The sequence below is a fragment of the Leclercia sp. S52 genome (assembly GCF_039727615.1).
In the GTDB taxonomy this organism is placed as follows: domain Bacteria; phylum Pseudomonadota; class Gammaproteobacteria; order Enterobacterales; family Enterobacteriaceae; genus Enterobacter; species Enterobacter adecarboxylatus_B.
In genome coordinates, this window is sequence record NZ_CP152474.1 from 790625 (window position 1) to 814560 (window position 23936).

The 23936-nt window shown below is 56.0% G+C and carries 17 protein-coding genes and 3 pseudogenes; 10 read left to right on the forward strand and 10 right to left on the reverse strand.

All coding sequences use genetic code 11. The features are described from left to right. The first annotated feature begins 159 nt into the window (after window positions 1–159). Genes secM through mutT form a run of 3 tightly spaced genes read left to right on the forward strand, consistent with a single transcriptional unit; the run spans window position 160 to window position 3878 of the window. Window positions 160–663, forward strand: a complete 504-nt coding sequence (secM, locus tag AAHB66_RS03750; protein WP_347115253.1) for a secA translation cis-regulator SecM — start codon at window positions 160–162, stop codon at window positions 661–663. 59 nt (window positions 664–722) lie between these two features. Further along, window positions 723–3428: a preprotein translocase subunit SecA gene (secA, locus tag AAHB66_RS03755; RefSeq protein ID WP_347115254.1), complete on the forward strand. Its 2706-nt coding sequence runs from the start codon at window positions 723–725 to the stop codon at window positions 3426–3428. A 57-nt stretch (window positions 3429–3485) separates the two neighbouring features. Then, window positions 3486–3878, forward strand: a complete 393-nt coding sequence (mutT, locus tag AAHB66_RS03760; RefSeq protein ID WP_347115255.1) for an 8-oxo-dGTP diphosphatase MutT — start codon at window positions 3486–3488, stop codon at window positions 3876–3878. Between the two features lie 34 nt (window positions 3879–3912). Here mutT and yacG read toward each other — a convergent pair whose 3' ends face one another. From yacG to coaE, 3 genes and pseudogenes are all read right to left on the reverse strand, one after another. Then, entirely contained in the window at window positions 3913–4107 is a 195-nt protein-coding gene (gene yacG, locus AAHB66_RS03765) for a DNA gyrase inhibitor YacG (RefSeq protein ID WP_337016917.1), read from the reverse strand. A 9-nt stretch (window positions 4108–4116) separates the two neighbouring features. Then, window positions 4117–4860 (reverse strand): cell division protein ZapD, encoded by a 744-nt coding sequence (gene zapD, locus AAHB66_RS03770; RefSeq protein WP_347115256.1) that lies wholly within the window; start codon window positions 4858–4860, stop codon window positions 4117–4119. Next, a pseudogene (gene coaE, locus AAHB66_RS03775) lies at window positions 4860–5472 on the reverse strand (dephospho-CoA kinase). The gene zapD and the pseudogene coaE overlap by 1 nt, the downstream one beginning before the upstream one ends. Before the next feature lie 235 nt (window positions 5473–5707). Here coaE and AAHB66_RS03780 point away from each other — a divergent pair. Further along, window positions 5708–6751, forward strand: a complete 1044-nt coding sequence (locus AAHB66_RS03780) for a GMP reductase (protein ID WP_347115257.1) — start codon at window positions 5708–5710, stop codon at window positions 6749–6751. A gap of 31 nt (window positions 6752–6782) precedes the next feature. Here AAHB66_RS03780 and hofC read toward each other — a convergent pair. From hofC to nadC, 4 genes and pseudogenes are all read right to left on the reverse strand, one after another. Next, window positions 6783–7980: pseudogene (hofC, locus tag AAHB66_RS03785) on the reverse strand (protein transport protein HofC). Then, a pseudogene (gene gspE, locus AAHB66_RS03790) lies at window positions 7970–9356 on the reverse strand (type II secretion system protein GspE). Before gspE ends, hofC begins: the two co-directional pseudogenes overlap by 11 nt. Further along, window positions 9353–9805, reverse strand: coding sequence for a prepilin peptidase-dependent pilin (ppdD, locus tag AAHB66_RS03795; RefSeq protein ID WP_347115258.1), 453 nt, complete (start codon window positions 9803–9805; stop codon window positions 9353–9355). The pseudogene gspE and the gene ppdD overlap by 4 nt, the downstream one beginning before the upstream one ends. Before the next feature lie 184 nt (window positions 9806–9989). Then, complete coding sequence (gene nadC / locus AAHB66_RS03800) at window positions 9990–10883, reverse strand: carboxylating nicotinate-nucleotide diphosphorylase (RefSeq protein WP_347115259.1); 894 nt, start codon at window positions 10881–10883, stop codon at window positions 9990–9992. A gap of 87 nt (window positions 10884–10970) precedes the next feature. Here nadC and ampD point away from each other — a divergent pair, with 87 nt between their 5' ends. Both ampD and ampE read left to right on the forward strand, forming a co-directional pair. Next, complete coding sequence (gene ampD, locus AAHB66_RS03805; RefSeq protein WP_347115260.1) at window positions 10971–11534, forward strand: 1,6-anhydro-N-acetylmuramyl-L-alanine amidase AmpD; 564 nt, start codon at window positions 10971–10973, stop codon at window positions 11532–11534. After that, window positions 11531–12385, forward strand: a complete 855-nt coding sequence (ampE, locus tag AAHB66_RS03810; RefSeq protein WP_347115261.1) for a beta-lactamase regulator AmpE — start codon at window positions 11531–11533, stop codon at window positions 12383–12385. Before ampD ends, ampE begins: the two co-directional genes overlap by 4 nt. A gap of 18 nt (window positions 12386–12403) precedes the next feature. Here ampE and AAHB66_RS03815 read toward each other — a convergent pair whose 3' ends face one another. The 3 genes from AAHB66_RS03815 to aroP form a co-directional block, all read right to left on the reverse strand. Next, window positions 12404–13354 (reverse strand): family 43 glycosylhydrolase, encoded by a 951-nt coding sequence (locus tag AAHB66_RS03815; RefSeq protein WP_347115262.1) that lies wholly within the window; start codon window positions 13352–13354, stop codon window positions 12404–12406. 10 nt (window positions 13355–13364) lie between these two features. Continuing rightward, window positions 13365–14762 (reverse strand): MFS transporter, encoded by a 1398-nt coding sequence (locus tag AAHB66_RS03820; RefSeq protein ID WP_347115263.1) that lies wholly within the window; start codon window positions 14760–14762, stop codon window positions 13365–13367. 160 nt (window positions 14763–14922) lie between these two features. Beyond that, complete coding sequence (gene aroP, locus AAHB66_RS03825) at window positions 14923–16293, reverse strand: aromatic amino acid transporter AroP (RefSeq protein ID WP_347115264.1); 1371 nt, start codon at window positions 16291–16293, stop codon at window positions 14923–14925. A 538-nt stretch (window positions 16294–16831) separates the two neighbouring features. Here aroP and pdhR point away from each other — a divergent pair. The 4 genes from pdhR (at window position 16832) to lpdA (ending at window position 23898) form a co-directional block, all read left to right on the forward strand. Further along, the gene (pdhR, locus tag AAHB66_RS03830) at window positions 16832–17596 is read left to right on the forward strand and encodes a pyruvate dehydrogenase complex transcriptional repressor PdhR (RefSeq protein ID WP_103947083.1); all 765 of its coding nucleotides are present in this window, start codon (window positions 16832–16834) and stop codon (window positions 17594–17596) included. Window positions 17597–17718: 122 nt separating this feature from the next. Further along, a complete protein-coding gene (gene aceE / locus AAHB66_RS03835; protein WP_347115265.1) occupies window positions 17719–20382 on the forward strand; it encodes a pyruvate dehydrogenase (acetyl-transferring), homodimeric type in 2664 nt (887 codons plus the stop codon). Window positions 20383–20396: 14 nt separating this feature from the next. Beyond that, window positions 20397–22298, forward strand: coding sequence for a pyruvate dehydrogenase complex dihydrolipoyllysine-residue acetyltransferase (gene aceF, locus AAHB66_RS03840; protein ID WP_347115266.1), 1902 nt, complete (start codon window positions 20397–20399; stop codon window positions 22296–22298). 175 nt (window positions 22299–22473) lie between these two features. Next, window positions 22474–23898, forward strand: a complete 1425-nt coding sequence (gene lpdA / locus AAHB66_RS03845) for a dihydrolipoyl dehydrogenase (protein ID WP_333851387.1) — start codon at window positions 22474–22476, stop codon at window positions 23896–23898. The last annotated feature ends 38 nt before the right edge of the window (window positions 23899–23936 follow it).

Genomic DNA, 23936 nt, shown 5'->3' on the forward strand with positions numbered 1-23936 from the left:
GCCGTAGTCAATGGCGCGTTTGCTGGTTTCATCATCATTTTTAACCTCCTGTATGCCTTATTACTGCTGCTGCGCCGTCGCATTGATGGTAATATCTGGGCGCGAAAAAATAAAAATCATACGGTAAGCCTGAAGGTTTACTTACTTGTGGTGGGGCAATTGAGCGGAATTCTGACGCGCTGGCGACAATTTGGCAGACGTTACTTCTGGCCGCATCTCCTTCTGGGGATGGTCGCGGCAAGCCTTGGCCTGCCTGCGCTCAGCGGCAACGCCGAAGCGGCTAATCCTGCGAAGACCGCCACCTCACGACAAGACCTGAACACGCGGGTAAATTTCACTAATCTTGCCCTGCTGGAAGCAAACCGCCGTCCAAACTTCACGGTGGATTACTGGCACCAGCACGCTATCCGCACCGTTATTCGTCACCTCTCTTTCGCCATGGCGCCGCAGGCATTGCCTGCCGTTGAAGAGTCCCTGCCGGTTCAGGCGCACCATCTGGCGCTGCTGGATACGCTGAATACGCTGCTTACCCAGCAGAGCGAGCCGCCGGTCATTGTTCGGCAGGTTGCTCTTGCCGCGTTCTATCCTCAATCCGTTTTCTCCGTGTCCGCCTGGATTAGCCAGGTGCAGGGCATTCGCGCCGGACCTCAACGCCTCAGCTAAATTAACGCTTTTCAATACCTTAATTTAACTGCCCATGATGGGGCGTTTGAGAATTTATTATGTTAATCAAATTACTAACTAAAGTTTTCGGTAGTCGTAACGATCGTACTCTGCGCCGTATGCGCAAAGCTGTCAGCGTCATCAATGGCCTTGAGCCAGCGATGGAAAAACTTTCTGATGACGAGCTGAAAGGCAAAACTGCCGAATTCCGTGCCCGCCTCGAAAAAGGCGAAACCGTTGAGAGCCTGATCCCGGAAGCCTTCGCCGTTGTGCGTGAAGCAAGTAAGCGCGTGTTCGGCATGCGTCATTTCGACGTGCAGCTGCTGGGTGGTATGGTCCTGAACGACCGCTGCATCGCCGAGATGCGTACCGGTGAAGGTAAAACCCTGACCGCGACCCTGCCGGCGTACCTTAACGCCCTGTCGGGTAAAGGCGTGCACGTTGTCACCGTCAACGATTATCTGGCGCAGCGTGATGCCGAAAACAACCGCCCACTGTTCGAATTCCTCGGCATGAGCGTCGGGATCAACATGTCAGGCCTGCCGGCTCCGGCGAAACGTGAAGCCTACGGCGCAGACATCACCTACGGCACCAACAACGAATACGGTTTTGACTACCTGCGCGATAACATGGCGTTTAGTCCGGAAGAGCGCGTCCAGCGTAAACTGCACTATGCGCTGGTGGATGAGGTTGACTCCATCCTGATCGATGAGGCCCGTACCCCGCTGATCATCTCCGGCCCGGCTGAAGACAGCTCCGAGATGTATCGCAAAGTCGACAAGATCATTCCGCACCTGATCCGTCAGGAGAAAGAGGACTCCGACACCTTCCAGGGTGAAGGTCACTTCTCCGTGGACGAAAAAGCCCGTCAGGTGAACCTGACCGAGCGTGGTCTGGTCCAGATTGAAGAGCTGCTGGTGCAGGAAGGCATTATGGAAGAGGGTGAGTCACTTTACTCCCCGAGCAACATTATGCTGATGCACCACGTGACCGCAGCGCTGCGTGCCCACGTGCTCTTTACCCGTGACGTGGACTACATCGTTAAAGATGGCGAAGTCATTATCGTCGATGAACACACCGGCCGTACCATGCAGGGTCGCCGCTGGTCCGACGGTCTGCATCAGGCGGTTGAAGCCAAAGAGAACGTCGATATCCAGAATGAGAACCAGACGCTGGCCTCCATTACCTTCCAGAACTACTTCCGTCTGTACGAGAAGCTGGCGGGGATGACCGGTACGGCGGATACCGAAGCCTTTGAATTCAGCTCTATCTACAAGCTGGATACCGTGGTGGTTCCAACCAACCGTCCGATGATCCGTAAGGATATGCCGGACCTGGTCTACATGACCGAAGCGGAAAAAATTCAGGCGATCATCGAAGATATTCGCGATCGTACCGCCGCGGGCCAGCCGGTTCTGGTGGGTACCATCTCCATCGAGAAATCGGAAGTGGTCTCCGAAGAGCTGACCAAAGCCGGGATCAAGCACAACGTTCTGAACGCCAAGTTCCACGCCAAAGAAGCGGATATCGTTGCCCAGGCGGGTTACCCGTCAGCCGTGACCATCGCCACCAACATGGCGGGTCGTGGTACCGACATTATGCTGGGCGGTAGCTGGCAGGCAGAAGTGGCCGCGCTGGAAGATCCAACCCCGGAACAGATCGCGCAGATTAAGGCCGACTGGCAGGTTCGTCACGATGCCGTACTGGCCGCGGGCGGTCTGCACATTATCGGTACTGAACGTCATGAGTCCCGCCGTATCGACAACCAGCTGCGTGGTCGTGCGGGTCGTCAGGGTGATGCCGGTTCATCCCGCTTCTACCTGTCGATGGAAGATGCGCTAATGCGTATTTTCGCCTCTGACCGTGTGTCAGGCATGATGCGTAAACTGGGCATGAAGCCGGGCGAAGCGATTGAGCACCCGTGGGTGACCAAAGCCATCGCCAACGCCCAGCGTAAAGTTGAAAGCCGTAACTTCGATATTCGTAAGCAGCTGCTTGAATATGATGACGTGGCCAACGACCAGCGTCGCGCGATCTACACCCAGCGTAACGAACTGCTGGACGTGTCCGACGTGAGCGAAACCATCAACAGCATCCGCGAAGATGTCTTCAAAGCGACTCTCGATGGCCACATCCCACCGCAGTCTCTGGAAGAGATGTGGGACATCGAAGGCCTGCAGGCGCGTCTGAAAAATGACTTCGACCTGGACCTGCCAATTCAGGAGTGGCTGGATAAAGAGCCGGACCTGCACGAAGAGAGCCTGCGCGAGCGTATTTTTGCTACCGCCGTTGAGGTTTATCAGCGTAAAGAAGAAGTGGTCGGCGCTGAGATGATGCGTCACTTCGAGAAAGGCGTGATGCTGCAAACGCTGGACTCCCTCTGGAAAGAGCACCTGGCGGCGATGGACTATCTGCGTCAGGGGATCCACCTGCGCGGCTATGCGCAAAAAGATCCGAAGCAGGAGTACAAACGCGAATCCTTCGCCATGTTTGCCTCAATGCTTGAATCCCTGAAATACGAAGTGATCAGCACCCTGAGCAAAGTTCAGGTGCGGATGCCGGAAGAAGTTGAAGAGATGGAGCAGCAGCGTCGAGAAGAGGCTGAACGTCTGGCCCAGATGCAGCAGCTCAGCCATCAGGACGACGAAGAAGCCGCCGCTGCCGCGATTGCCGCGCAGTCCGGTGAGCGTAAGGTTGGCCGTAACGATCCGTGCCCATGTGGTTCAGGTAAAAAATACAAACAGTGCCATGGCCGTCTGAGCTAAGCATTAAACCAACTGAAAAGGCGCAGATATCTGCGCCTTTTTTATGGAATCAGGACAATGAAAACACTGCAAATCGCTGTCGGGATCATTCGCAATTCCGATAACCAAATTTTTATTACCCAGCGTGCGGCCGATGCCCACATGGCGAATAAGTGGGAGTTTCCGGGCGGCAAGATCGAGTCTGGCGAAACGCCGGAGCAGGCGCTAATCCGCGAGCTTCAGGAAGAGGTAGGTATCACTCCGCTTGGTGCAACCCTGTTCGATAAACTGGAATATGCGTTTCCCGATCGCCATATCACCCTGTGGTTCTGGCTGGTCGAAAGCTGGGAAGGGGAGCCGTGGGGCAAAGAGGGGCAGCCGGGAAGCTGGGTTGCCCTGAGCGCGCTGGATGCCGACAAGTTCCCGCCGGCAAATGCGCCCGTCATTACCCGATTAGTGGGTAACCAGTAAGCCTGCTCAGCGAAGCGCCAGCAGGCTGTTACCGTTACTGCTGGTCTTCGCTCCAGTCATCGCTGTCGGAGAGACCGCCTTCGCTTGGAATGCGTTTCTCTTCTGCGGCCCATTCACCGAGATCGATCAGCTGGCAGCGTTTGCAGCAAAAAGGACGGAATGGACTCTGCTCGCCCCAGATAACGGGCTTCCCACAGGTGGGGCAGTTTACGGTGGTAACATCAGACATCATGACTCCTTAACAACACGCCAGCTCGAAGTCGAGACGTTCCGGCACCAGACCATGTTCACTGTCGAGCGGCATGAAACGAATCGCAAAGCGGCTCTTGTGACCTGAAATTTGCGGATAAAGCTGATCGGCAAGGGTCAGCTGCAGGCGCAGCAGATCGGCATCCTCGCCGTTATCCTGATAAAAACCGTTCAGGCTGGTCTGTTTGCGGAACGGCGCGGAGTTGCGGATCAAATCGAGGATCAGCGACAGCGCCTGCTTCAGCGGCTCAAGGCTGCCAAGCCAGCTTTGGACCTGGACATCGCGCTGCTCCTGCGCCATATGCAGCCAGATATGCAGGGTCGGCAAATCGAAACTGCAGCAGCCGCCAGGAATGCTCAGGCGCTGACGTACCAGCGCCACCAGGCGATCTTCCCGTAAAAACTGGCCGATACGCGGTGCAGCCATCAATACCGTGCTGTTGTGTTTCAGCTGCTGACGCAGGCTGTCGATGCGGCTGTTATCCACGCCCGGGACTTCGGCCCATGCCTGTAATTTACGCTGCTGACGCTCCAGCTCTTTCAGTAATTCCGTGCGGACTTCGCCACGCTCTAACACATCCAGCAGATCGCTTACGTTACGGAAAAAATGCAGCGCCGTGGTGTGGTCGTGTACCGGCAGGAGGCCTGAAAGCTGCTGGATTAAAAACTCGATGCGCAGCCAGGTACGCATTTTTTCATTGAGGGGATGCTCAAAAAGAACGTGGGTGTGCATTAGGCTTTTTCCTGTAAAACGGCCTGCGCCAGGTAGAACTGATGCAGGCGGGCAACATCGGAGGCGATGGCATCCGGTGCGCCGTTATTATCAATAACATCATCCGCGACGGCAAGGCGCGCTTCACGCGTAGCCTGCGCGGCAAGAATTTGTTCAGCATGTTCGCGCGCGACATTATCGCGGGCGATGGTGCGCTGAATTTGGGTTGCCACAGAGACGTCCACCAACAGCACCCGGTCAGCTTTGTCGTGGAGCTTATTTTCCACCAGAAGCGGTACAACCCAGAGAACATATGGGGAGGAGGCCTGCGATACCTGCTTCTGCGTCTCCTGCTGGATCAGCGGATGCAGCAGGGCATTAAGCCAGGCTTTTTCTTCAGGGTGCGAGAAAATGCGTTCGCGCAGCAACCGGCGGTTAAGGGTTCCGTCAGGCGAGATGATGTCGTGGCCGAAATGTTCTGCAATAGCACGTAATGCGGGTGTACCGGGCTCTACCACCTGGCGGGCAATGATGTCGGCATCAATAATCGTGACACCCAGACGAGAGAAGGCGTCGGCCACAGTGCTTTTGCCACTGCCAATGCCCCCCCGTTAATGCAACGATGTACCCCATTAATTAAAATCCTGGGAAATATTCATTATTGATATCAATTGCTTAAGATTTAATCTTTTAACAGCAAAGGTTAAGCTCTGCTTACAGACTTTTTACCAGGTAAATTTATAGGATTGTAGCGTAAAAAAAGTGATTTTCGCAGTCTTGCGCAACAGGTATTAGTGCGTATGATAGCGTCACTGGAGTTGTGTGTTTCGTTTTTCGACATTTACCCCAGTACCCCAGGAATCCGCAAATGCGTATCGAAGAAGATCTGAAGTTAGGTTTCAAAGACGTTCTTATCCGCCCTAAACGTTCTACTCTGAAAAGTCGCTCCGACGTTGAACTCGAACGTGAATTCACCTTTAAGCATTCCGGTCAGACCTGGTCTGGCGTACCTGTTATCGCCGCCAATATGGATACGGTTGGGACTTTTGCGATGGCAAAAGCACTGGCCTCCTTCGACATTCTGACCGCCGTGCACAAGCACTACAGCGTTGAAGAGTGGAATGCCTTTGCAGGCTCCGTATCTGAAACCGTTCTCAAGCACGTGATGGTTTCCACCGGCACCTCTGACGCCGATTTCGAAAAAACGAAACAGATTCTTATTGCTAATCCGAACCTGAACTTCATCTGTATTGATGTCGCGAATGGTTACTCTGAGCATTTCGTACAGTTCGTCAGCAAAGCGCGTCAGGCCTGGCCGACCAAAACCATTATTGCGGGTAACGTGGTTACCGGTGAAATGTGTGAAGAGCTGATCCTGTCCGGGGCAGATATCGTGAAAGTGGGCATTGGCCCGGGTTCCGTCTGTACCACCCGCGTGAAAACCGGTGTTGGCTATCCGCAGCTCTCCGCGGTAATCGAATGTGCTGACGCCGCTCACGGCCTCGGCGGCCAGATCATCAGCGACGGCGGTTGCACCATGCCGGGTGACGTGGCGAAAGCTTTCGGCGGCGGCGCAGACTTCGTGATGCTTGGCGGGATGCTGGCAGGTCACGAAGAGAGCGGCGGTACCGTGGTTGATGAAAACGGTGAAAAATTCATGCTGTTCTACGGCATGAGCTCTGAATCAGCGATGAACCGTCACGTGGGCGGTGTTGCACAGTATCGTGCGGCAGAAGGTAAAACCGTCAAGCTGCCACTGCGCGGCCCGGTTGAGTATACCGCGCGTGATATCCTGGGCGGCCTGCGCTCTGCATGCACCTACGTGGGTGCATCCCGTCTGAAAGAGCTGACCAAGCGCACCACCTTTATCCGCGTTCAGGAACAGGAAAACCGCGTTTTCAATAGCCTGTAATGCTCTCTCGCTGGCGCGCCCCGCGCCAGCGTTATCCCGCACTCATCGCATCCCCCAGATGGAAAATCGGCAGGTACATCGCGACCACCAGCGTGCCGATGATTAATCCCGTCACAATCAGCAGCAGCGGCTCCAGCAGCGAGGCCAGATTGTCGGCCTGCTGAAAAGTCTGTTCATTATGATGCTGCGCCAGATTACCTAACATCGTATCCAGCGCCCCCGACGCTTCGCCGGTGCGCACGAGCTGAATGCAGAGCGGCGTAAAGATCGCCGCTTCATTCAGGGCTGACCAGATGGGCGCACCCTGCATGATGCGCTGGCGTGCCGCCTGTAATGTCTCCTGCCAGAAGGGGCACGTCAGCGTCTCTTCGGTACTTTCCAGGCCCTGAATAAAGGCGATGCCTGCCTGCTGCGTGAGCGACAGAACGGTAAAGATCTGGCTGAGCTTTTGCCCACGCACCAGCGGGCCAACCACTGGGCTTTTCAGCAGCAAACGCTGCGTAGCACGTTGCCATCGTCGGTTGCGACGAATAAACATCAGGCCCGACGCCGCCGCCAGCAGAGTTAGCATCAGCCCGGCGCCCCGCTCCTGAAGCGTGGTGGCCAGCGCCATTACGACCCGGGTCAGGGCCGGTAAGGGCGTGTTGAAGGTTTTATAGATCGCGGCAAATTCCGGCAGCACCAGGGTCACCATTGCCAGCACCACGGCGACGGCCAGGGCGAGAATAATGACCGGATAGCGCAGCGCCTTTTTCACCTTCGCGCTGAGCAGTTGCTGCGTTTTTTGCTGCCGGGCCAGCTGACGACAACATTCATCGAGCTTGCCGGTCAGCTCCCCGGTTTTCATCATCGAAACATAGAGGGGAGGGAAGACATGCGGCCACTTTTTCAGGGCATCGGAGAAGGCGCACCCGGCGCTGAGATCGTCAGCCACGCTCTGGAGCAACGCTTGCCACTGCCGGGCGGGGTGCTGCTGCGCCAGAAGCGCCAGACCGGCCGAAAGCGTTAAGCCCGCCTGCAGCAAAGTCGCCAGCTGGTGGATCGCTTCGTAGCGATGCTGCGCCTGCCACCGCGTCTGCTGCAGGCTTCGTTTAAGTTCGAGGGGGGAAAAGATCCCGACCCAACAGAAGGTTCCACGCCGTCTGTTTGTCGGGAGCCCAGATCGCACCTGACTGCTGCTCCCCCTGCTGGCTGAGCGCCCGCCAGCGCCAGAGTTGATTACCTGCCATCCGATTCGCCCAGCATCTGCACCAGCTCCCCGAGCGTGGTGTGGCCCTGTTCGACCGCCATGCAGCCATGCTCAAACAGCGTGACCATGCCCGTCTGTCTGGCCAGCTTTTCGATCTCCTCGACCGGCGCGCCGCTGGCGATAGCAGTGCGCAGTTCACGGGTGATCACCATCACCTCGAAGATTGCCACCCGGCCATAAAAGCCGTGATAGCAGCGGTCGCAGCCCACGGGCTGCCAGTGCGGCAATGGCCGGGGCCACAGCGCCTGGGGTAAGGGGGGCGTCCCGGCGCACCTCGGTACGGCAGTGTGGGCACAGGCGACGCACCAGCCGCTGGGCGATCACCAGCGACAGCGCCGAGGAGATCATCCAGCGCGCCACGCCCATCTGCTGTAGGCGCACCAGCGTCTCCGCGGTGGAGTTGGTATGCAGCGTCGACAGCACCAGATGGCCGGTCTGCGCGGCGTTGATGGCGATCTCCGCCGTTTCGCCATCGCGTATTTCACCCACCATGATGATGTCGGGATCCTGGCGCAAAAACGCCCGCAGCACGCTCTGGAAGGTTAACCCCGCCCGGGGGTTAATGGGGGTTTGATTCAGTCCTTCCAGCGGGATCTCGACCGGATCTTCCACGCTGCAGATGTTCACTTCGGGCGTGTTCCGGGCCTGCAACGCGCTGTAGAGGGTGACGGTTTTGCCGCTGCCGGTGGGACCGGTCACCAGGATCAGCCCCTGGGTTTTGTGCAGCGCGCTGGCGAACAGTCGCTGCTGGGTTTCGCTCATTCCCAGCTGTTCGAGCCGGAGCGCCTGTTGCTCCTGATGCAGAAGTCGCAGGACAATCTTTTCGCCGCTGCGACAGGGGAGCGTGGCAATACGAAACGAGACGGGAGAGCCCGAAAGCTCCACCGTAAATTGCCCGTCCTGAGGTAAGCGACGCTCGGCGATATCCAGGTTGCCCAGCACTTTCAGCCTGGCGATAAGGGTGGTACCAAGTTCAGCCGAAAGCGGCTGCTGCGGGTAGAGCACGCCGTCAATGCGCAACCGGATCTGCCAGCTTTCGTCGGCGGGCTCGATATGAATATCCGATGCCCGCTGGCTCAGCGCCTGGGTCAGGGTGTGGTTGAGAATGTCGATAGCGGAACGCGTCGAGCTGGCGATCGCGGGCAGATGCGCTTCCGACGTGTTTTGCTGGTGCTTTTCCATGCGCTCGGCGGTCCAGCATTCGATATCGATTCTCTTCTGCGTGGCGAAACGTAACGCCTCCAGCAGTTCGGGCGGTGGATTGTCGACCACCGCAATATTGATTCTGTCCGGGGCGCAGGTCAGCAGCACGGCATTGTGACGCCGACAAAGGGCCGTTAAACGATCGGCATTCATTGCTCGCTCTCCTGCTCAGCCGTAAAGCGGAATACTTCTTCGCAGGCCTGCTTCAGCGCGCTATCTTCAGCCACGGTGCAGAGACGCTTCCAGCCGGTGATGCCGTTGCCGTTATCCCACTGCGGGGTCATCACCACTTCGAGACCGTTGAGGCTCTCCTGGCCGGTCAGGGTGACGGCACCTTTTGCGATGCTCATCCCGGAGATATAGCGGCTGGTCGCCGGGGAGGGAATGCCATTAACGCCCGCATCGCAGCTCCCAGTCCCGCCATGATCGAGGGCGCAGAGTTCCACCGCGGTACGGTAGGGCATAAAGGTTTGCAGCATATCGGTGAGGGCGGCTTTTCGCAGATAGTTCTGGTAAGCCGGAATGCCAATTGCGCTGAGGATGGCCACGATGCCGATGACCACCATTAACTCGATGAGGGTAAATCCTTTTTGTCTTTCCATGGGTCGCTCCTTATGTTGACGCACGCTACTGTGGCAGCGGGTCAGGCCAGGGGCGAGGGGCAAAAATCGATTCGTGAAGCGTGATTCAGCGGGATGTGCGGGCGTTACAGTACACTGCAGCAGGTTTGCGGGGCGGGTCGTAAATCGGGCTTGCCCGGCCTGTGCAGACCGGGTTTTCTGTCAGTTAGCGAAAGCGCATCGACAGATCGAGGGCGCGAATGTGTTTGGTCAGTGCGCCAACGGAGATGAAATCGACGCCGGTTTCGGCAAATTCGCGTAAGGTTTCGTGCGTCACGTTGCCGGAGACCTCGAGGCGGGCCTGGCCGTTGGTGCGTTTCACCGCCTCACGCATCTCTTCGGTTTTGAAGTTATCCAGCATAATGATGTCGGCACCGGCTTTCAGCGCATCGTCCAGCTCCTGCAGGTTTTCCACTTCCACTTCGACCGGCACATCCGGGTGCAGCCAGAAGGCTTTTTCTACCGCCTGGCGAACGGATCCTGAGGCAATAATGTGGTTCTCTTTGATCAGGAACGCATCGGATAACCCCAGACGGTGGTTGGCACCGCCGCCGCACAGCACGGCATATTTCAGGGCAGTACGCAGGCCCGGCAGCGTTTTACGCGTGTCCAGCAGCTGGGTAGTTGTCCCTTCCAGCAGGTCGACATAGCGGCGTGCTTCGCTGGCGACACCGGAGAGCGTCTGAACAAAATTCAGCGCGGTGCGCTCGCCGGTCAGCAGAACGCGCGATGAGCCCTCAAGCTCAAACAGCGGCTGGTTAGCTTTAATGCTGTCGCCATCTTCAACATGCCAGGTCACCTTCACACCGTCACCGGCCAGCTGGATAAAGACCTCTTCCACCCAACGTTTACCACAGAAAACACCGTCTTCACGGGTGATCACGACCGCATGGGAACGGGCATCTTCCGCCAGCAGCTGGGCGGTAATGTCGTTGTCAGCATTGACGTCTCCACCCAGATCTTCGCGCAGCGCATTGGCGACGCTTGCCGGAATATCGAGATTTATACGTTCCAGCAGTACGTTACGTCTGTGGTCGGGGTTGTAGCGGCGAGGCGGCATGTTAAAACTCCAAATTGGTAACGAATCATAAGATTGAAACATGCTACTCTGAACCGGGAATCAGCACCATATATAAGGAGATCCTGCATGCACTCAGAACATGGCTGGCTGGCAGATGCACGGCGTGTTCCTTCGCCACACCACGATTGCCGCCCGGAGAATGAGATCCCGTCGCTGCTGGTGGTGCATAACATCAGCCTGCCGCCTGGCGAATTTGGCGGTCCGTGGATTGACGCGCTATTCACCGGGACAATCGATCCCGATGCTCACCCCTTTTTTGCGGAGATCGCCCACCTGCGCGTTTCTGCCCATTGTCTGATTCGCCGTGACGGTGAAATCGTCCAGTATGTTCCCTTCGATAAACGAGCCTGGCATGCGGGCGTTTCTCAGTATCAGGGGCGTGAACGCTGCAATGACTTCTCTATTGGTATCGAGCTGGAAGGGACGGATACGCTGCCTTATACCGATGCGCAGTATCAGCAGTTGGCCGCAGTGACGCGCACCCTTATCAGCCTCTACCCGGCTATCGCCCGCAACGTGACCGGACACAGCGATATTGCCCCGCAGCGCAAGACCGATCCCGGCCCGGCGTTTGACTGGCAACGATTCAACACAATGCTTACCGCCCTGTCAGAAAAGGAGATGACATGACGTTATTTACCATGCTGCTGGTATTGATCGCTGAGCGTTTGTTCAAGCTGGGCGAACACTGGCATCTGGATCACCGGATGGAAGTGCTGTTTCGTCGCATCCGCCATTTCTCCATGATCCGCACCTTGCTGATGACGGCGGGGGTAATGCTCGTGGTGTTCCTGCTGCTGCGTTCGCTGTATGGCCTGTTCTTTAATGTGCCGCTGCTGGTAGTGTGGATCCTGCTCGGCGTCCTCTGCATTGGCGCGGGCAAGGTGCGTCTGCACTACCATGCGTACCTGAAGGCGGCAACCAACAATGATGCCCATGCCCGCGGGGCGATGGCCAGCGAGTTAACCTTAATCCACGGCGTGCCGCCGGAGTGCGATGAACGCGAGTTTTTACGCGAGCTGCAGAACGCGCTGCTGTGGATTAACTTCCGCTTCTATCTGGCACCGCTGTTCTGGTTTGTGGTGGGCGGCGCGTGGGGGCCGGTCCTGCTGATGGGCTATGCGTTTTTACGCGCCTGGCAGAGCTGGCTGGCGCGCTACCTGACCCCGCACGAGCGGTTGCAGTCCGGGATCGACGCTATTCTGCACGTGCTGGACTGGCTGCCGGTGCGGCTGTTCGGGGTGGTTTACGCCCTGATCGGGCATGGCGAGAAAGCATTGCCGGCGTGGTTCGCCTCGCTGGGGGATCGCCATACTTCGCAGTACCTGGTATTAACGCGTCTGGCGCAGTTCTCGCTGGCGCGCGAGCCGCACACCGATAAGATCGAAACGCCGAAAGCGGCGGTCTCAATGGCCAAGAAAACCTCTTTTGTGGTGGTGGTGATTGTGGCGCTGCTGACGATTTACGGCACGCTGATCTAAACCAGCGTGCCGCAGGCCTTAGACTGTATCTGCTGACGGGATGCCAAAATCAGGCATCCCGTTTTCATTCCAGCGAACGAGTTTCAGGCGGGTGTGGCGGTTCGGATCGTAAAGCGGGTCGCCCTCGATCTCGGTGTAGTTGCGCGCATGGTAAATCAGCACGTCTTCGCCGTCCGGTGTCCGGTTAAAGCTGTTGTGTCCCGGCCCGTACTGACGGTTCTCGTAGCTGGTGGTGAATACCGGCTGCGGTGATTTATGCCAGTTCGCCGGGTTCTGTGGGTCGGCATGCAGATCGATCCACAGCAGCCCCATACAGTAGTTTTCATCCGTGGCGCTGGCGGAGTAGCTGACAAACAACCGCTCGCCATGGAACAGCACCGCCGGGCCTTCGTTGACCCAGAATCCGCGGCACTCCCAGTCATATTCCGGTTTGCTGAGCATCACCGGCTCGCCTTTTAGCGTCCAGGGGTTCTCCATTTCGCACAGGTAAAGGTTCGAGTTACCGGTGATATCCGGGGCTTTTTGCGCCCAGAGATACCAGCGTTTCCCCTGGTGAACAAAGGTGGTGGCATCCAGCGCAAAGGTGTCGAACGGGGTTTTGATCTGACCTTTCTCTACCCAGGTGCCGGTGAGCGGGTCGCTGTCGGCACACTCGAGGGCGAACATCCGGTGCTGGAACATCCCGAGCTTATCCAGCGCCTGGGTGTGCGTAGCGGCAAAATAGATGTACCACTTGCCGTCAATGCTGTGTAGCTCCGGAGCCCAAATCAACTGACTCATCGGGCCGGTGGCCGGCTTGCGCCAGATAACCACCTCGTCGGCGCTGCGTAGCCCTTCCAGCGTCTCGGCGCGGCGGATCGCCAGCCGGTCGTATTCCGGCACCGAGGCAATAAAATAGTATTGCCCTTCATGATGAAGAATGTACGGGTCAGCGCGTTGTTCAATAAACGGGTTTGGCCAGGTTTGCATTCGGCTTTCCTTATTTCGTCTCAGCGGCTTTGAGTTCCTGAAAATCGTTCAGCTCGCGATAGTTGTTCCGGCGTTTTTCAAGATCGGACTGAATCTGCTTCATGGTTTCGCGATCGACCTTCAGCAGACGGACCACGCCCGCGGTAATGAGGTAGCCGACGCCAGGAATAACGGTGAAGAGCAGCACGATGCCGTTGATGGCGTCCGCGCTTTGCGCTTTGGCACCCGCGTCATAACCGTACCAGGAGAGCAGGAAGCCTACCATCGCCCCGGCAATCGCCAGCCCCAGCTTAAGGAAGAAGATGTTGCCGGAGAAGCTAATCCCGGTGATGCGTTTACCGGTTTTCCACTCGCCGTAGTCATCCACGTCGGCCATCAGCGACCAGTGCAGCGGTGACGGGATCTGGTGCAGGATGTTCAGCAGGAAGTAGAGCACCACAATGGTCACGGTGGCTTTCGGGTCGAAGAAGTAGAAGGCGGTAGAGAAGATCGCCAGCACGATGTTGGTCCAGAAGAAGACCTTCAGCTTGCACCAGCGGTCGGTCAGCACTTTTGCCAGCACGCTGCCGAGCATCATGCCCACCACGCCCAGGCTGATAAACAGGGTGGCGAAGTGGGTGCTCTGACCCATGACCCAGGTGACGTAATACATGGTTGCCGCCATGCGGATAAAGCCCGGGCAGACGTTACACAGGGTCAGGAGCAGAATGCGTACCCACTGGTCGTTTTTCCACACGTCTTTCAGATCGTTTTTCAGCTCGTCATTGGTTTGCACTGCCGGGCGCACGCGCTCGCGCACGGTAGAGAAGCTGAACAGGAACATGCAGGTGCCAATCAGCGCCAGCACGGTCATCGCCATCTGGTAGCCTTTAGCTTTGTCTTCGCCGCCGAACCAGTCAGCCATCGGCAGCAGCGTCAGGGACAGCAGCAGCGTGGCGATACCGACCATCACGAAGCGATAGGACTGACAGGCCACGCGCTCTTTGGGATCGTTAGTGATCACGCCGCCCAGCGAGCAGTAGGGAATGTTGATCGCCGTATAGGTCAGAGAGAGCAGGAAGTAGGTGACAAAGGCATAGATAACTTTGCTGTTGTAGGTCCAGTCCGGGGTGGTAAACATCAGGATACTGAACAGCGCATAGGGGAAGGCGATCCATAACAGCCATGGACGAAAACGCCCATACTTACTGCGGGTACGATCGGCAATGGCGCCCATAATCGGGTCGGTAACGGCATCGATGACGCGCACGGAGAGCAGCAGTACGCCCACCAGCGCCGGGGCCAGGCCGAAAATATCTGTATAAAAATAGTTTACAAACAACATGATGGCGCCAAAGATGATATTGCATCCGGCATCCCCCATTCCATAGCCGATCTTTTCTTTTACTGAAAGTTTATTGTTATCCATCGACGATTCTCCGAGTTCGGTATGGAGAGAATTATTCGCTGCCGAAGCAAAATTTGCGTTGCAGTATAACGTCGGTGATATGGATAAAATGGCTGTTGGCGGGAAAGTGTGAGGAAGGTAACAACCCTCTGCGTCCTGAGGGACGCAGAGGGGAAGAGCATTAATGCGCTTTTACGGCTTTGGCATTCTTTTCTTTAAACATATAGCCGACGCCGAGAATGATAATCCAGACCGGGATCAGGTAGACCGAAATCGCCATGCCCGGGGTCATCAGCATGATAACCAGTACCGCCGCCATAAAGATCAGGCAGACCCAGTTACCCAGCGGGTAGAGCAGGGCAGGGAAGCGCGTTTTCACGCCCTGCTGCTGTTTCGCACGACGGAACTTCATGTGCGCCAGGCTGATCATCGCCCAGTTGATCACCAGAGCGGAGACCACCAGCGCCATCAGCAGACCGAAGGCCGATTCCGGTGCCAGGTAGTTGATCAGCACGCACAGCGCGGTAACGATGGCCGACACGATAATGGTGTTCACCGGCACGCCACGCTTATCCACGTTAAGCAGCGCTTTCGGGGCGTTACCCTGCTGGGCCAGGCCGAACAGCATGCGGCTGTTGCAGTAAACGCAGCTGTTATAGACCGACAGCGCCGCGGTCAGTACCACCACGTTCAGGGCGTTGGCCACGAAGGTATCGCCCAGCTCGTGGAAAATCAGGACAAACGGGCTGGTGTCAGCGGTAACGCGGGTCCACGGCAGCAGGGAGAGCAGCACGGCCAGCGAGCCCACATAGAAGATCAGGATACGGTAGATCACCTGGTTGGTGGCTTTCGGGATGCTCTGCTCCGGGTTGTCTGCTTCAGCGGCGGTGATACCCACCAGCTCCAGACCACCGAAGGAGAACATGATGATTGCCATCATCATAACCAGGCCGGTCATACCGTGCGGCAGGAAGCCGCCCTGATCCCAGAGGTTGCTCACGCTTGCCTGCGGGCCGCCGTTGCCGCTGAACAGCAGCCAGCCGCCGAACAGAATCATCGCCACAACCGCGATAACTTTAATAATGGCGAACCAGAACTCCATCTCACCGAATACTTTCACGTTAGTGAGGTTAATGGCGTTAATCACCACAAAGAAGACCGCTGCGGAGGCCCAGGTTGGGATCTCAGGCCACCAGAACTGGACGTATTTACCGACCGCGGTCAGTTCCGCCATCGCCACCAGCACATACAGCACCCAGTAGTTCCAGCCGGAGGCGAAACCGGCAAAGCTGCCCCAGTATTTATAGGCAAAATGGCTAAAGGAACCGGCGACCGGCTCTTCGACCACCATTTCACCCAGCTGACGCATAATAAGAAAGGCGATAAAACCGGCAATGGCGTAACCCAGAATAATACCCGGACCGGCAGACTGAATAACCGATGCGCTGCCCAGGAACAGGCCGGTACCGATAGCGCCACCGAGAGCGATAAGCTGAATATGGCGGTTTTTAAGGCCGCGCTTCAGCTGATCGCCATGCTGTTGACCATCCATTATGAAACCTCGTGTGTGGTTGTTATGTTCACGCTCTGGCGTGTGTAATTATGAAATTCCATTTCATGTATTTATTAGTTTACGGTTCAATTGGCTGAAAAAACCGGATGTGTCTTCCGTATTCGGAAGAATAGTGTTAAGCGACGGCGAATGCACCTGCTTTATGCGCGGAGAAAGCGAGTTCGAATAAAAAGAAAGCATTTGTAAATCGTCCCGTTTAAGTCCCTTTATCAACCTATAGAATAAAAATGCTCCATAAGTGGGCAGTTTTTCATGTTTTGCTCCGCTAAATCGGTTCAGATCGCACTTTTCACCGTTTCGATAAAGTTAAAACTGCCTCCTTAGGAGTAATCAATTCATTTGTGCAGAGTTACATTTTTGAAACGTTATTTCTGTAAGGTTGTTAAAATAAGCAGGGTTTACTGATTTCAATCAAAACCAATATGGACAGAAGGTGAATACTTTGTTACTTTAGCGATACGAATATGAAATTGGTAAGACCAATTGACTCCGGGCAAAAAGGCGTAAGACAGGGAATATGGCCTACAGCAAAATTCGCCAACCAAAATTATCCGATGTGATTGAGCAGCAGCTGGAGTTTTTGATCCTTGAGGGGACCCTGCGCCCCGGTGAAAAACTGCCACCTGAACGCGAACTGGCTAAACAGTTCGACGTTTCCCGTCCCTCGCTGCGTGAGGCGATTCAACGTCTCGAAGCCAAGGGCCTACTGCTTCGTCGCCAGGGTGGCGGAACCTTTGTGCAAAACAGCCTGTGGCAGAGCTTCAGCGACCCGTTAGTGGAGCTGCTCTCCGACCACCCAGAATCCCAGTTCGATCTGCTTGAGACCCGTCACGCGCTTGAAGGCATCGCGGCTTACTACGCGGCGCTGCGCAGCAACGATGAAGATCGTGAACGTATTCGCGAACTCCATCAGGCCATTGAACGGGCCCAGCAGTCCGGCGATCTCGACGCCGAGTCCGACGCCGTCGTCCAGTATCAAATTGCCGTCACAGAAGCAGCCCACAACGTGGTGCTCCTCCATCTGCTACGCTGCATGGAGCCAATGCTTGCCCAGAACGTTCGTCAAAATTTTGAATTGTTGTATGCCCGTCGGGAGATGCTCCCGCTGGTCAGCAACCATCGCACCCGAGTATTCGAGGCGATAATGGCCGGGGAGCCGGAGCAGGCGCGTGAAGCGTCGCACCGTCACCTGGCTTTCATTGAGGAAATCTTGCTGGACCGCAGCCGTGAACAGAGTCGTCGAGAACGTTCACTGCGCCGCATACAGCAACGAAAGGATTAAGCGCCAGTTTTTTTAGAGCGCGGCAACTAAACGCAGAACCTGTCTTATTGTGTTCTTGCCCAAGAATACAATGGGACAGGTTCCAGACAAATCAACGTATTAGATAGATAAGGAATACCCCCATGTCAGAACGTCTCCAAAATGACGTGGATCCGATCGAAACTCGCGACTGGCAACAGGCGATCGAATCGGTCATCCGTGAAGAAGGTGTTGAGCGTGCTCAGTATCTGATTGAACAGATGCTTTCTGAAGCCCGCAAAGGTGGCGTGAAAGTAGCTGCAGGTGCAGGGGCTAACAACTACGTAAACACGATTGCCGTCGAAGACGAACCGGAATACCCGGGCAATCTGGATCTGGAACGCCGCATCCGTTCTGCAATTCGCTGGAACGCCATCATGACCGTTCTGCGCGCGTCCAAAAAAGATCTGGAGCTGGGCGGCCACATGGCTTCCTTCCAGTCTTCTGCAACCGTTTATGAAGTGTGCTTCAACCACTTCTTCCGCGCGCGCACCGAGAAAGACGGCGGCGACCTGGTGTACTTCCAGGGCCACATCTCTCCGGGCGTGTACGCACGTGCGTTCCTGGAAGGTCGTCTGACTGAAGAGCAGATGAACAACTTCCGTCAGGAAGTTCACGGTAAAGGCCTGTCTTCTTACCCGCACCCGAAACTGATGCCAGAATTCTGGCAGTTCCCGACTGTGTCTATGGGTCTGGGTCCAATCGGTGCGATCTACCAGGCTAAGTTCCTGAAATATCTGGAACACCGTGGTCTAAAAGACACCTCCCAGCAGACCGTTTACGCCTTCCTGGGCGACGGCGAAATGGATGAGCCAGAATCTAAAGGTGCGATCACCATCGCGACCCGTGAGAAGCTGGACAACCTGTGCTTCATCATCAACTGTAACCTGCAGCGTCTGGATGGTCCGGTAACCGGTAACGGCAAGATCATCAACGAACTGGAAGGCATCTTCGCAGGTGCTGGCTGGAACGTGATTAAAGTCATGTGGGGCGGTCGTTGGGATGAGCTGCTGCGTAAAGACACCAGCGGTAAACTGCTCCAGCTGATGCAGGAAACCGTTGATGGCGACTACCAGACCTTCAAATCCAAAGACGGTGCCTACGTTCGTGAGCACTTCTTCGGTAAATATCCTGAGACCGCAGCCCTGGTTGCAGACTGGACTGACGATCAGATCTGGGCCCTGAACCGTGGTGGTCACGATCCGAAGAAAGTCTACGCTGCACTGAAAAAAGCGCAGGAAACCAAAGGCAAAGCAACTGTAATCCTGGCTCATACCGTTAAAGGTTATGGCATGGGTGACACTGCCGAAGGGAAAAACATCGCGCACCAGGTTAAGAAAATGAACATGGACGGCGTGCGTTATATCCGCGACCGTTTCAACGTTCCAGTGACCGACGAGCAGGTTGAAAACCTCTCTTACATCACCTTCCCGGAAGGTTCGGAAGAGCACACCTATCTGCACGCGCAGCGTCAGAAACTGAACGGCTACCTGCCGTCCCGTCAGGTGAACTTCACTGAGAAACTGGAACTGCCAGCGCTGGAAGACTTCTCTCAGCTGCTGGAAGAGCAGAACAAAGAGATCTCCACCACTATCGCCTTCGTGCGTGCCCTGAACGTGATGCTGAAGAACAAGTCGATCAAAGATCGTCTGGTTCCAATCATCGCTGACGAAGCGCGTACCTTCGGTATGGAAGGTCTGTTCCGTCAGATCGGTATCTACAGCCCGAACGGTCAGCAGTACACTCCGCAGGACCGCGAGCAGGTTGCATACTACAAAGAAGACGAGAAAGGTCAGATCCTGCAGGAAGGTATCAACGAACTGGGTGCAGGCGCATCCTGGCTGGCTGCTGCGACCTCTTACAGCACCAACAACCTGCCGATGATCCCGTTCTACATCTACTACTCCATGTTCGGTTTCCAGCGTATCGGTGACCTGTGCTGGCAGGCTGGCGACCAACAGGCTCGCGGCTTCCTGGTAGGTGGTACTTCTGGTCGTACGACCCTGAACGGTGAAGGTCTGCAGCACGAAGATGGCCACAGCCACATTCAGTCTCTGACTATCCCTAACTGTATCTCTTACGACCCGTCTTACGCGTACGAAGTGGCAGTCATCATGCATGACGGTCTGACCCGTATGTACGGTGAAGCGCAAGAGAACATTTACTACTACATCACCACCCTGAACGAAAACTACCACATGCCGGCCATGCCAGCAGGTGCCGAGGAAGGTATCCGTAAAGGTATCTACAAACTCGAAACCGTTGCAGGTAGCAAAGGTAAAGTTCAGCTGCTGGGCTCCGGCTCTATCCTGCGTCACGTCCGTGAAGCAGCACAGATCCTGGCGAACGACTACGGCGTCGGTTCTGACGTGTACAGCGTAACCTCCTTCACCGAACTGGCGCGTGATGGCCAGGATTGTGAGCGCTGGAACATGCTGCACCCACTGGAAACTCCGCGCGTTCCGTACATCGCTCAGGTGATGAACGACGCTCCAGCGGTCGCTTCAACTGACTATATGAAACTGTTCGCTGAGCAGGTTCGTACTTACGTTCCAGCTGATGATTATCGCGTTCTGGGTACTGACGGCTTCGGTCGTTCTGACAGCCGCGAAAACCTGCGTCACCACTTCGAAGTTGATGCTTCTTACGTGGTTGTAGCAGCACTGGGCGAACTGGCTAAACGTGGCGAAATCGATAAGAAAGTGGTTGCGGACGCAATTACCAAATTCAACATCGATGCAGAAAAAGTTAACCCGCGTCTGGCGTAAGAGGTAAAAGAATAATGGCTATCGAAATCAATGTACCGGACATCGGGGCTGATGAAGTTGAAATCACCGAGATCCTGGTCAAACCAGGCGACAAAGTTGAAGCTGAACAGTCGCTGATCACCGTAGAAGGCGACAAAGCCTCTATGGAAGTCCCGTCTCCTCAGGCTGGCATCGTTAAAGAGATCAAAGTCTCTGTTGGCGATAAAACCGAGACTGGCAAACTGATCATGATTTTCGATTCCGCCGACGGTGCAGCAGCTGCTGCACCTGCGCAGGAAGAGAAGAAAGAAGCCGCTCCGGCCGCCGCTGCTCCAGCAGCTGCCGCGGCAGCGAAAGAAGTGAACGTGCCTGACATCGGCGGTGACGAAGTTGAAGTTACCGAGATCCTGGTGAAAGTGGGCGATACCGTTGCCGCTGAGCAGTCCCTGATCACCGTAGAAGGCGACAAAGCCTCTATGGAAGTCCCGGCGCCGTTCGCAGGTACCGTTAAAGAGATCAAGATCAACACCGGTGACAAAGTGTCTACTGGCTCCCTGATCATGGTCTTCGAAGTAGCGGGCGCAGCGCCTGCTGCTGCTCCAGCTCAGGCAGCTGCTCCGGCGGCCGCTGCTGCCCCAGCTGCGGCTGGCGGTGCGAAAGACGTTAACGTACCGGACATCGGCGGTGACGAAGTTGAAGTGACCGAAGTGATGGTGAAAGTGGGCGACAAAGTTGCTGCTGAACAGTCACTGATCACCGTCGAAGGCGACAAAGCTTCTATGGAAGTTCCTGCGCCGTTCGCGGGTACCGTTAAAGAGATCAAAATCAGCACCGGCGACAAAGTGTCTACCGGCTCCCTGATCATGGTCTTCGAAGTGGAAGGCGCTGCGCCTGCTGCGGCTCCGGCTGCTGCTGCCGCTCCGGCACCTGCTGCTGCACCGGCTCAGGCTGCTAAACCTGCTGCGGCTCCTGCTGCGAAAGCAGAAGGCAAATCTGAGTTCGCTGAGAATGACGCTTACGTCCACGCGACTCCGCTGATTCGTCGCCTGGCGCGCGAATTCGGTGTGAACCTGGCGAAAGTGAAAGGCACCGGTCGTAAAGGCCGTATCCTGCGCGAAGACGTTCAGGCTTACGTGAAAGACGCGGTTAAGCGCGCTGAAGCGGCACCAGCTGCTGCCACCGGTGGCGGTATCCCGGGCATGCTGCCATGGCCGAAAGTCGACTTCAGCAAGTTCGGCGAAATCGAAGAAGTGGAACTGGGCCGTATCCAGAAGATCTCTGGTGCTAACCTGAGCCGTAACTGGGTGATGATCCCGCACGTTACGCACTTCGACAAAACTGATATCACCGATCTGGAAGCGTTCCGTAAACAGCAGAACGCCGAAGCTGAGAAGCGTAAACTGGACGTGAAATTCACCCCAGTGGTCTTCATCATGAAGGCGGTTGCCGCTGCCCTTGAGCAGATGCCACGCTTCAACAGCTCCCTGTCCGAAGACGGCCAGAAGCTGACGCTGAAGAAATACATCAACATCGGTGTTGCGGTTGATACGCCAAATGGTCTGGTTGTTCCGGTCTTCAAAGACGTGAACAAGAAGAGCATCACTGAGCTGTCCCGCGAACTGACCGTGATCTCCAAGAAAGCGCGTGACGGTAAGCTGACTGCTGGCGAAATGCAGGGCGGTTGCTTCACCATCTCCAGCATCGGCGGCCTGGGTACCACCCACTTCGCGCCGATTGTTAACGCGCCGGAAGTGGCGATCCTCGGTGTCTCCAAGTCTGCGATGGAGCCTGTGTGGAACGGTAAAGAGTTTACTCCGCGTCTGATGATGCCGATTTCTCTCTCCTTCGACCACCGCGTGATCGACGGTGCTGATGGTGCGCGCTTCATTACCATTATCAACAACACCCTGAGCGACATTCGCCGCCTGGTGATGTAATCGAAGAGCCGGCCTGACGGCCGGCTTTTTTCTGGTAATCTCATGCAGTGCGTGAGCTTATTGGCGAAAGCAAAAATTCGTGAGCCGTTTGTTGTTTCAAAATTGTTAACAATTTTGTAAAATGCGAGCGGATAGAACGACCCGGTGGACGACGGGTATAAATTAAGAGGTCATGATGAGCACAGAAATCAAAACTCAGGTCGTAGTACTTGGGGCAGGCCCGGCAGGTTATTCCGCAGCATTCCGTGCCGCGGATTTAGGTCTGGAAACCGTCATCGTAGAACGTTACAGCACCCTCGGTGGTGTTTGTCTGAACGTCGGCTGTATCCCTTCTAAAGCGCTGCTGCACGTAGCCAAAGTTATCGAAGAGGCCAAAGCGCTGGCTGAACACGGTATCGTCTTCGGCGAGCCGAAAACCGATATCGACAAGATTCGTACCTGGAAAGAGAAAGTTATCACTCAGCTGACCGGTGGTCTGGCCGGTATGGCCAAAGGCCGTAAAGTGAAAGTGGTAAACGGTCTGGGTAAATTTACCGGGGCAAACACCCTGGAAGTGGAAGGCGAAAACGGCAAAACCGTGATCAACTTCGACAACGCAATCATCGCGGCGGGTTCCCGTCCGATCGAACTGCCGTTCATTCCACATGAAGATCCACGCGTGTGGGACTCCACCGATGCGCTGGAGCTGAAAACCGTTCCTGAACGCCTGCTGGTTATGGGTGGCGGTATCATCGGTCTGGAAATGGGCACCGTATACCATGCGCTGGGTTCACAGATTGACGTGGTTGAAATGTTCGACCAGGTTATCCCGGCTGCTGACAAAGACATCGTTAAAGTCTTCACCAAACGCATCAGCAAGAAGTTCAACCTGATGCTGGAAACCAAAGTGACTGCCGTTGAAGCGAAAGAAGACGGTATTTACGTTTCCATGGAAGGCAAAAAAGCCCCTGCAGAAGCGCAGCGTTACGACGCCGTGCTGGTAGCCATCGGCCGTGTGCCGAACGGTAAAAACCTCAATGCAGGCGCAGCGGGCGTGGAAGTTGACGACCGTGGCTTCATCCGCGTTGACAAGCAGCTGCGCACCAACGTGCCGCACATCTTTGCTATCGGCGACATCGTCGGTCAGCCAATGCTGGCACACAAAGGTGTTCACGAAGGCCACGTAGCCGCAGAAGTTATCGCCGGCATGAAGCACTACTTCGACCCGAAAGTGATCCCATCCATCGCGTACACCGAGCCAGAAGTTGCCTGGGTTGGTCTGACTGAGAAAGAAGCGAAAGAGAAAGGCATCAGCTACGAAACCGCCACCTTCCCGTGGGCTGCTTCTGGCCGTGCTATCGCTTCCGACTGCGCAGACGGTATGACCAAACTGATCTTCGACAAAGAGACTCACCGTGTGATCGGTGGTGCGATTGTCGGCACCAACGGCGGCGAGCTGCTGGGTGAGATCGGTCTGGCGATCGAAATGGGTTGTGACGCTGAAGACATCGCGCTGACCATCCACGCTCACCCGACTCTGCACGAGTCTGTTGGCCTGGCGGCAGAAGTGTTCGAAGGTAGCATCACCGACCTGCCAAACGCGAAAGCGAAGAAGAAGTAATTTTCTTCCGGCATGAAAAAAGCGGCTCCTGAGCCGCT

Excerpts from the sequence above, each read along its gene's own strand:
- secA (WP_347115254.1), top strand. The coding sequence starts at position 723 with ATGTTAATCAAATTACTAACTAAAGTTTTCGGTAGTCGTAACGATCGT.
- aceE (WP_347115265.1), top strand. The coding sequence starts at position 17,719 with ATGTCAGAACGTCTCCAAAATGACGTGGATCCGATCGAAACTCGCGAC.
- aceF (WP_347115266.1), top strand. The coding sequence starts at position 20,397 with ATGGCTATCGAAATCAATGTACCGGACATCGGGGCTGATGAAGTTGAA.
- AAHB66_RS03820 (WP_347115263.1), bottom strand. The coding sequence starts at position 14,762 with ATGGATAACAATAAACTTTCAGTAAAAGAAAAGATCGGCTATGGAATG.
- aroP (WP_347115264.1), bottom strand. The coding sequence starts at position 16,293 with ATGGATGGTCAACAGCATGGCGATCAGCTGAAGCGCGGCCTTAAAAAC.
- mutT (WP_347115255.1), top strand. The coding sequence starts at position 3,486 with ATGAAAACACTGCAAATCGCTGTCGGGATCATTCGCAATTCCGATAAC.
- yacG (WP_337016917.1), bottom strand. The coding sequence starts at position 4,107 with ATGTCTGATGTTACCACCGTAAACTGCCCCACCTGTGGGAAGCCCGTT.
- ampE (WP_347115261.1), top strand. The coding sequence starts at position 11,531 with ATGACGTTATTTACCATGCTGCTGGTATTGATCGCTGAGCGTTTGTTC.
- AAHB66_RS03780 (WP_347115257.1), top strand. The coding sequence starts at position 5,708 with ATGCGTATCGAAGAAGATCTGAAGTTAGGTTTCAAAGACGTTCTTATC.
- zapD (WP_347115256.1), bottom strand. The coding sequence starts at position 4,860 with ATGCACACCCACGTTCTTTTTGAGCATCCCCTCAATGAAAAAATGCGT.
- ampD (WP_347115260.1), top strand. The coding sequence starts at position 10,971 with ATGCACTCAGAACATGGCTGGCTGGCAGATGCACGGCGTGTTCCTTCG.
- lpdA (WP_333851387.1), top strand. The coding sequence starts at position 22,474 with ATGAGCACAGAAATCAAAACTCAGGTCGTAGTACTTGGGGCAGGCCCG.
- nadC (WP_347115259.1), bottom strand. The coding sequence starts at position 10,883 with ATGCCGCCTCGCCGCTACAACCCCGACCACAGACGTAACGTACTGCTG.
- pdhR (WP_103947083.1), top strand. The coding sequence starts at position 16,832 with ATGGCCTACAGCAAAATTCGCCAACCAAAATTATCCGATGTGATTGAG.
- AAHB66_RS03815 (WP_347115262.1), bottom strand. The coding sequence starts at position 13,354 with ATGCAAACCTGGCCAAACCCGTTTATTGAACAACGCGCTGACCCGTAC.
- ppdD (WP_347115258.1), bottom strand. The coding sequence starts at position 9,805 with ATGGAAAGACAAAAAGGATTTACCCTCATCGAGTTAATGGTGGTCATC.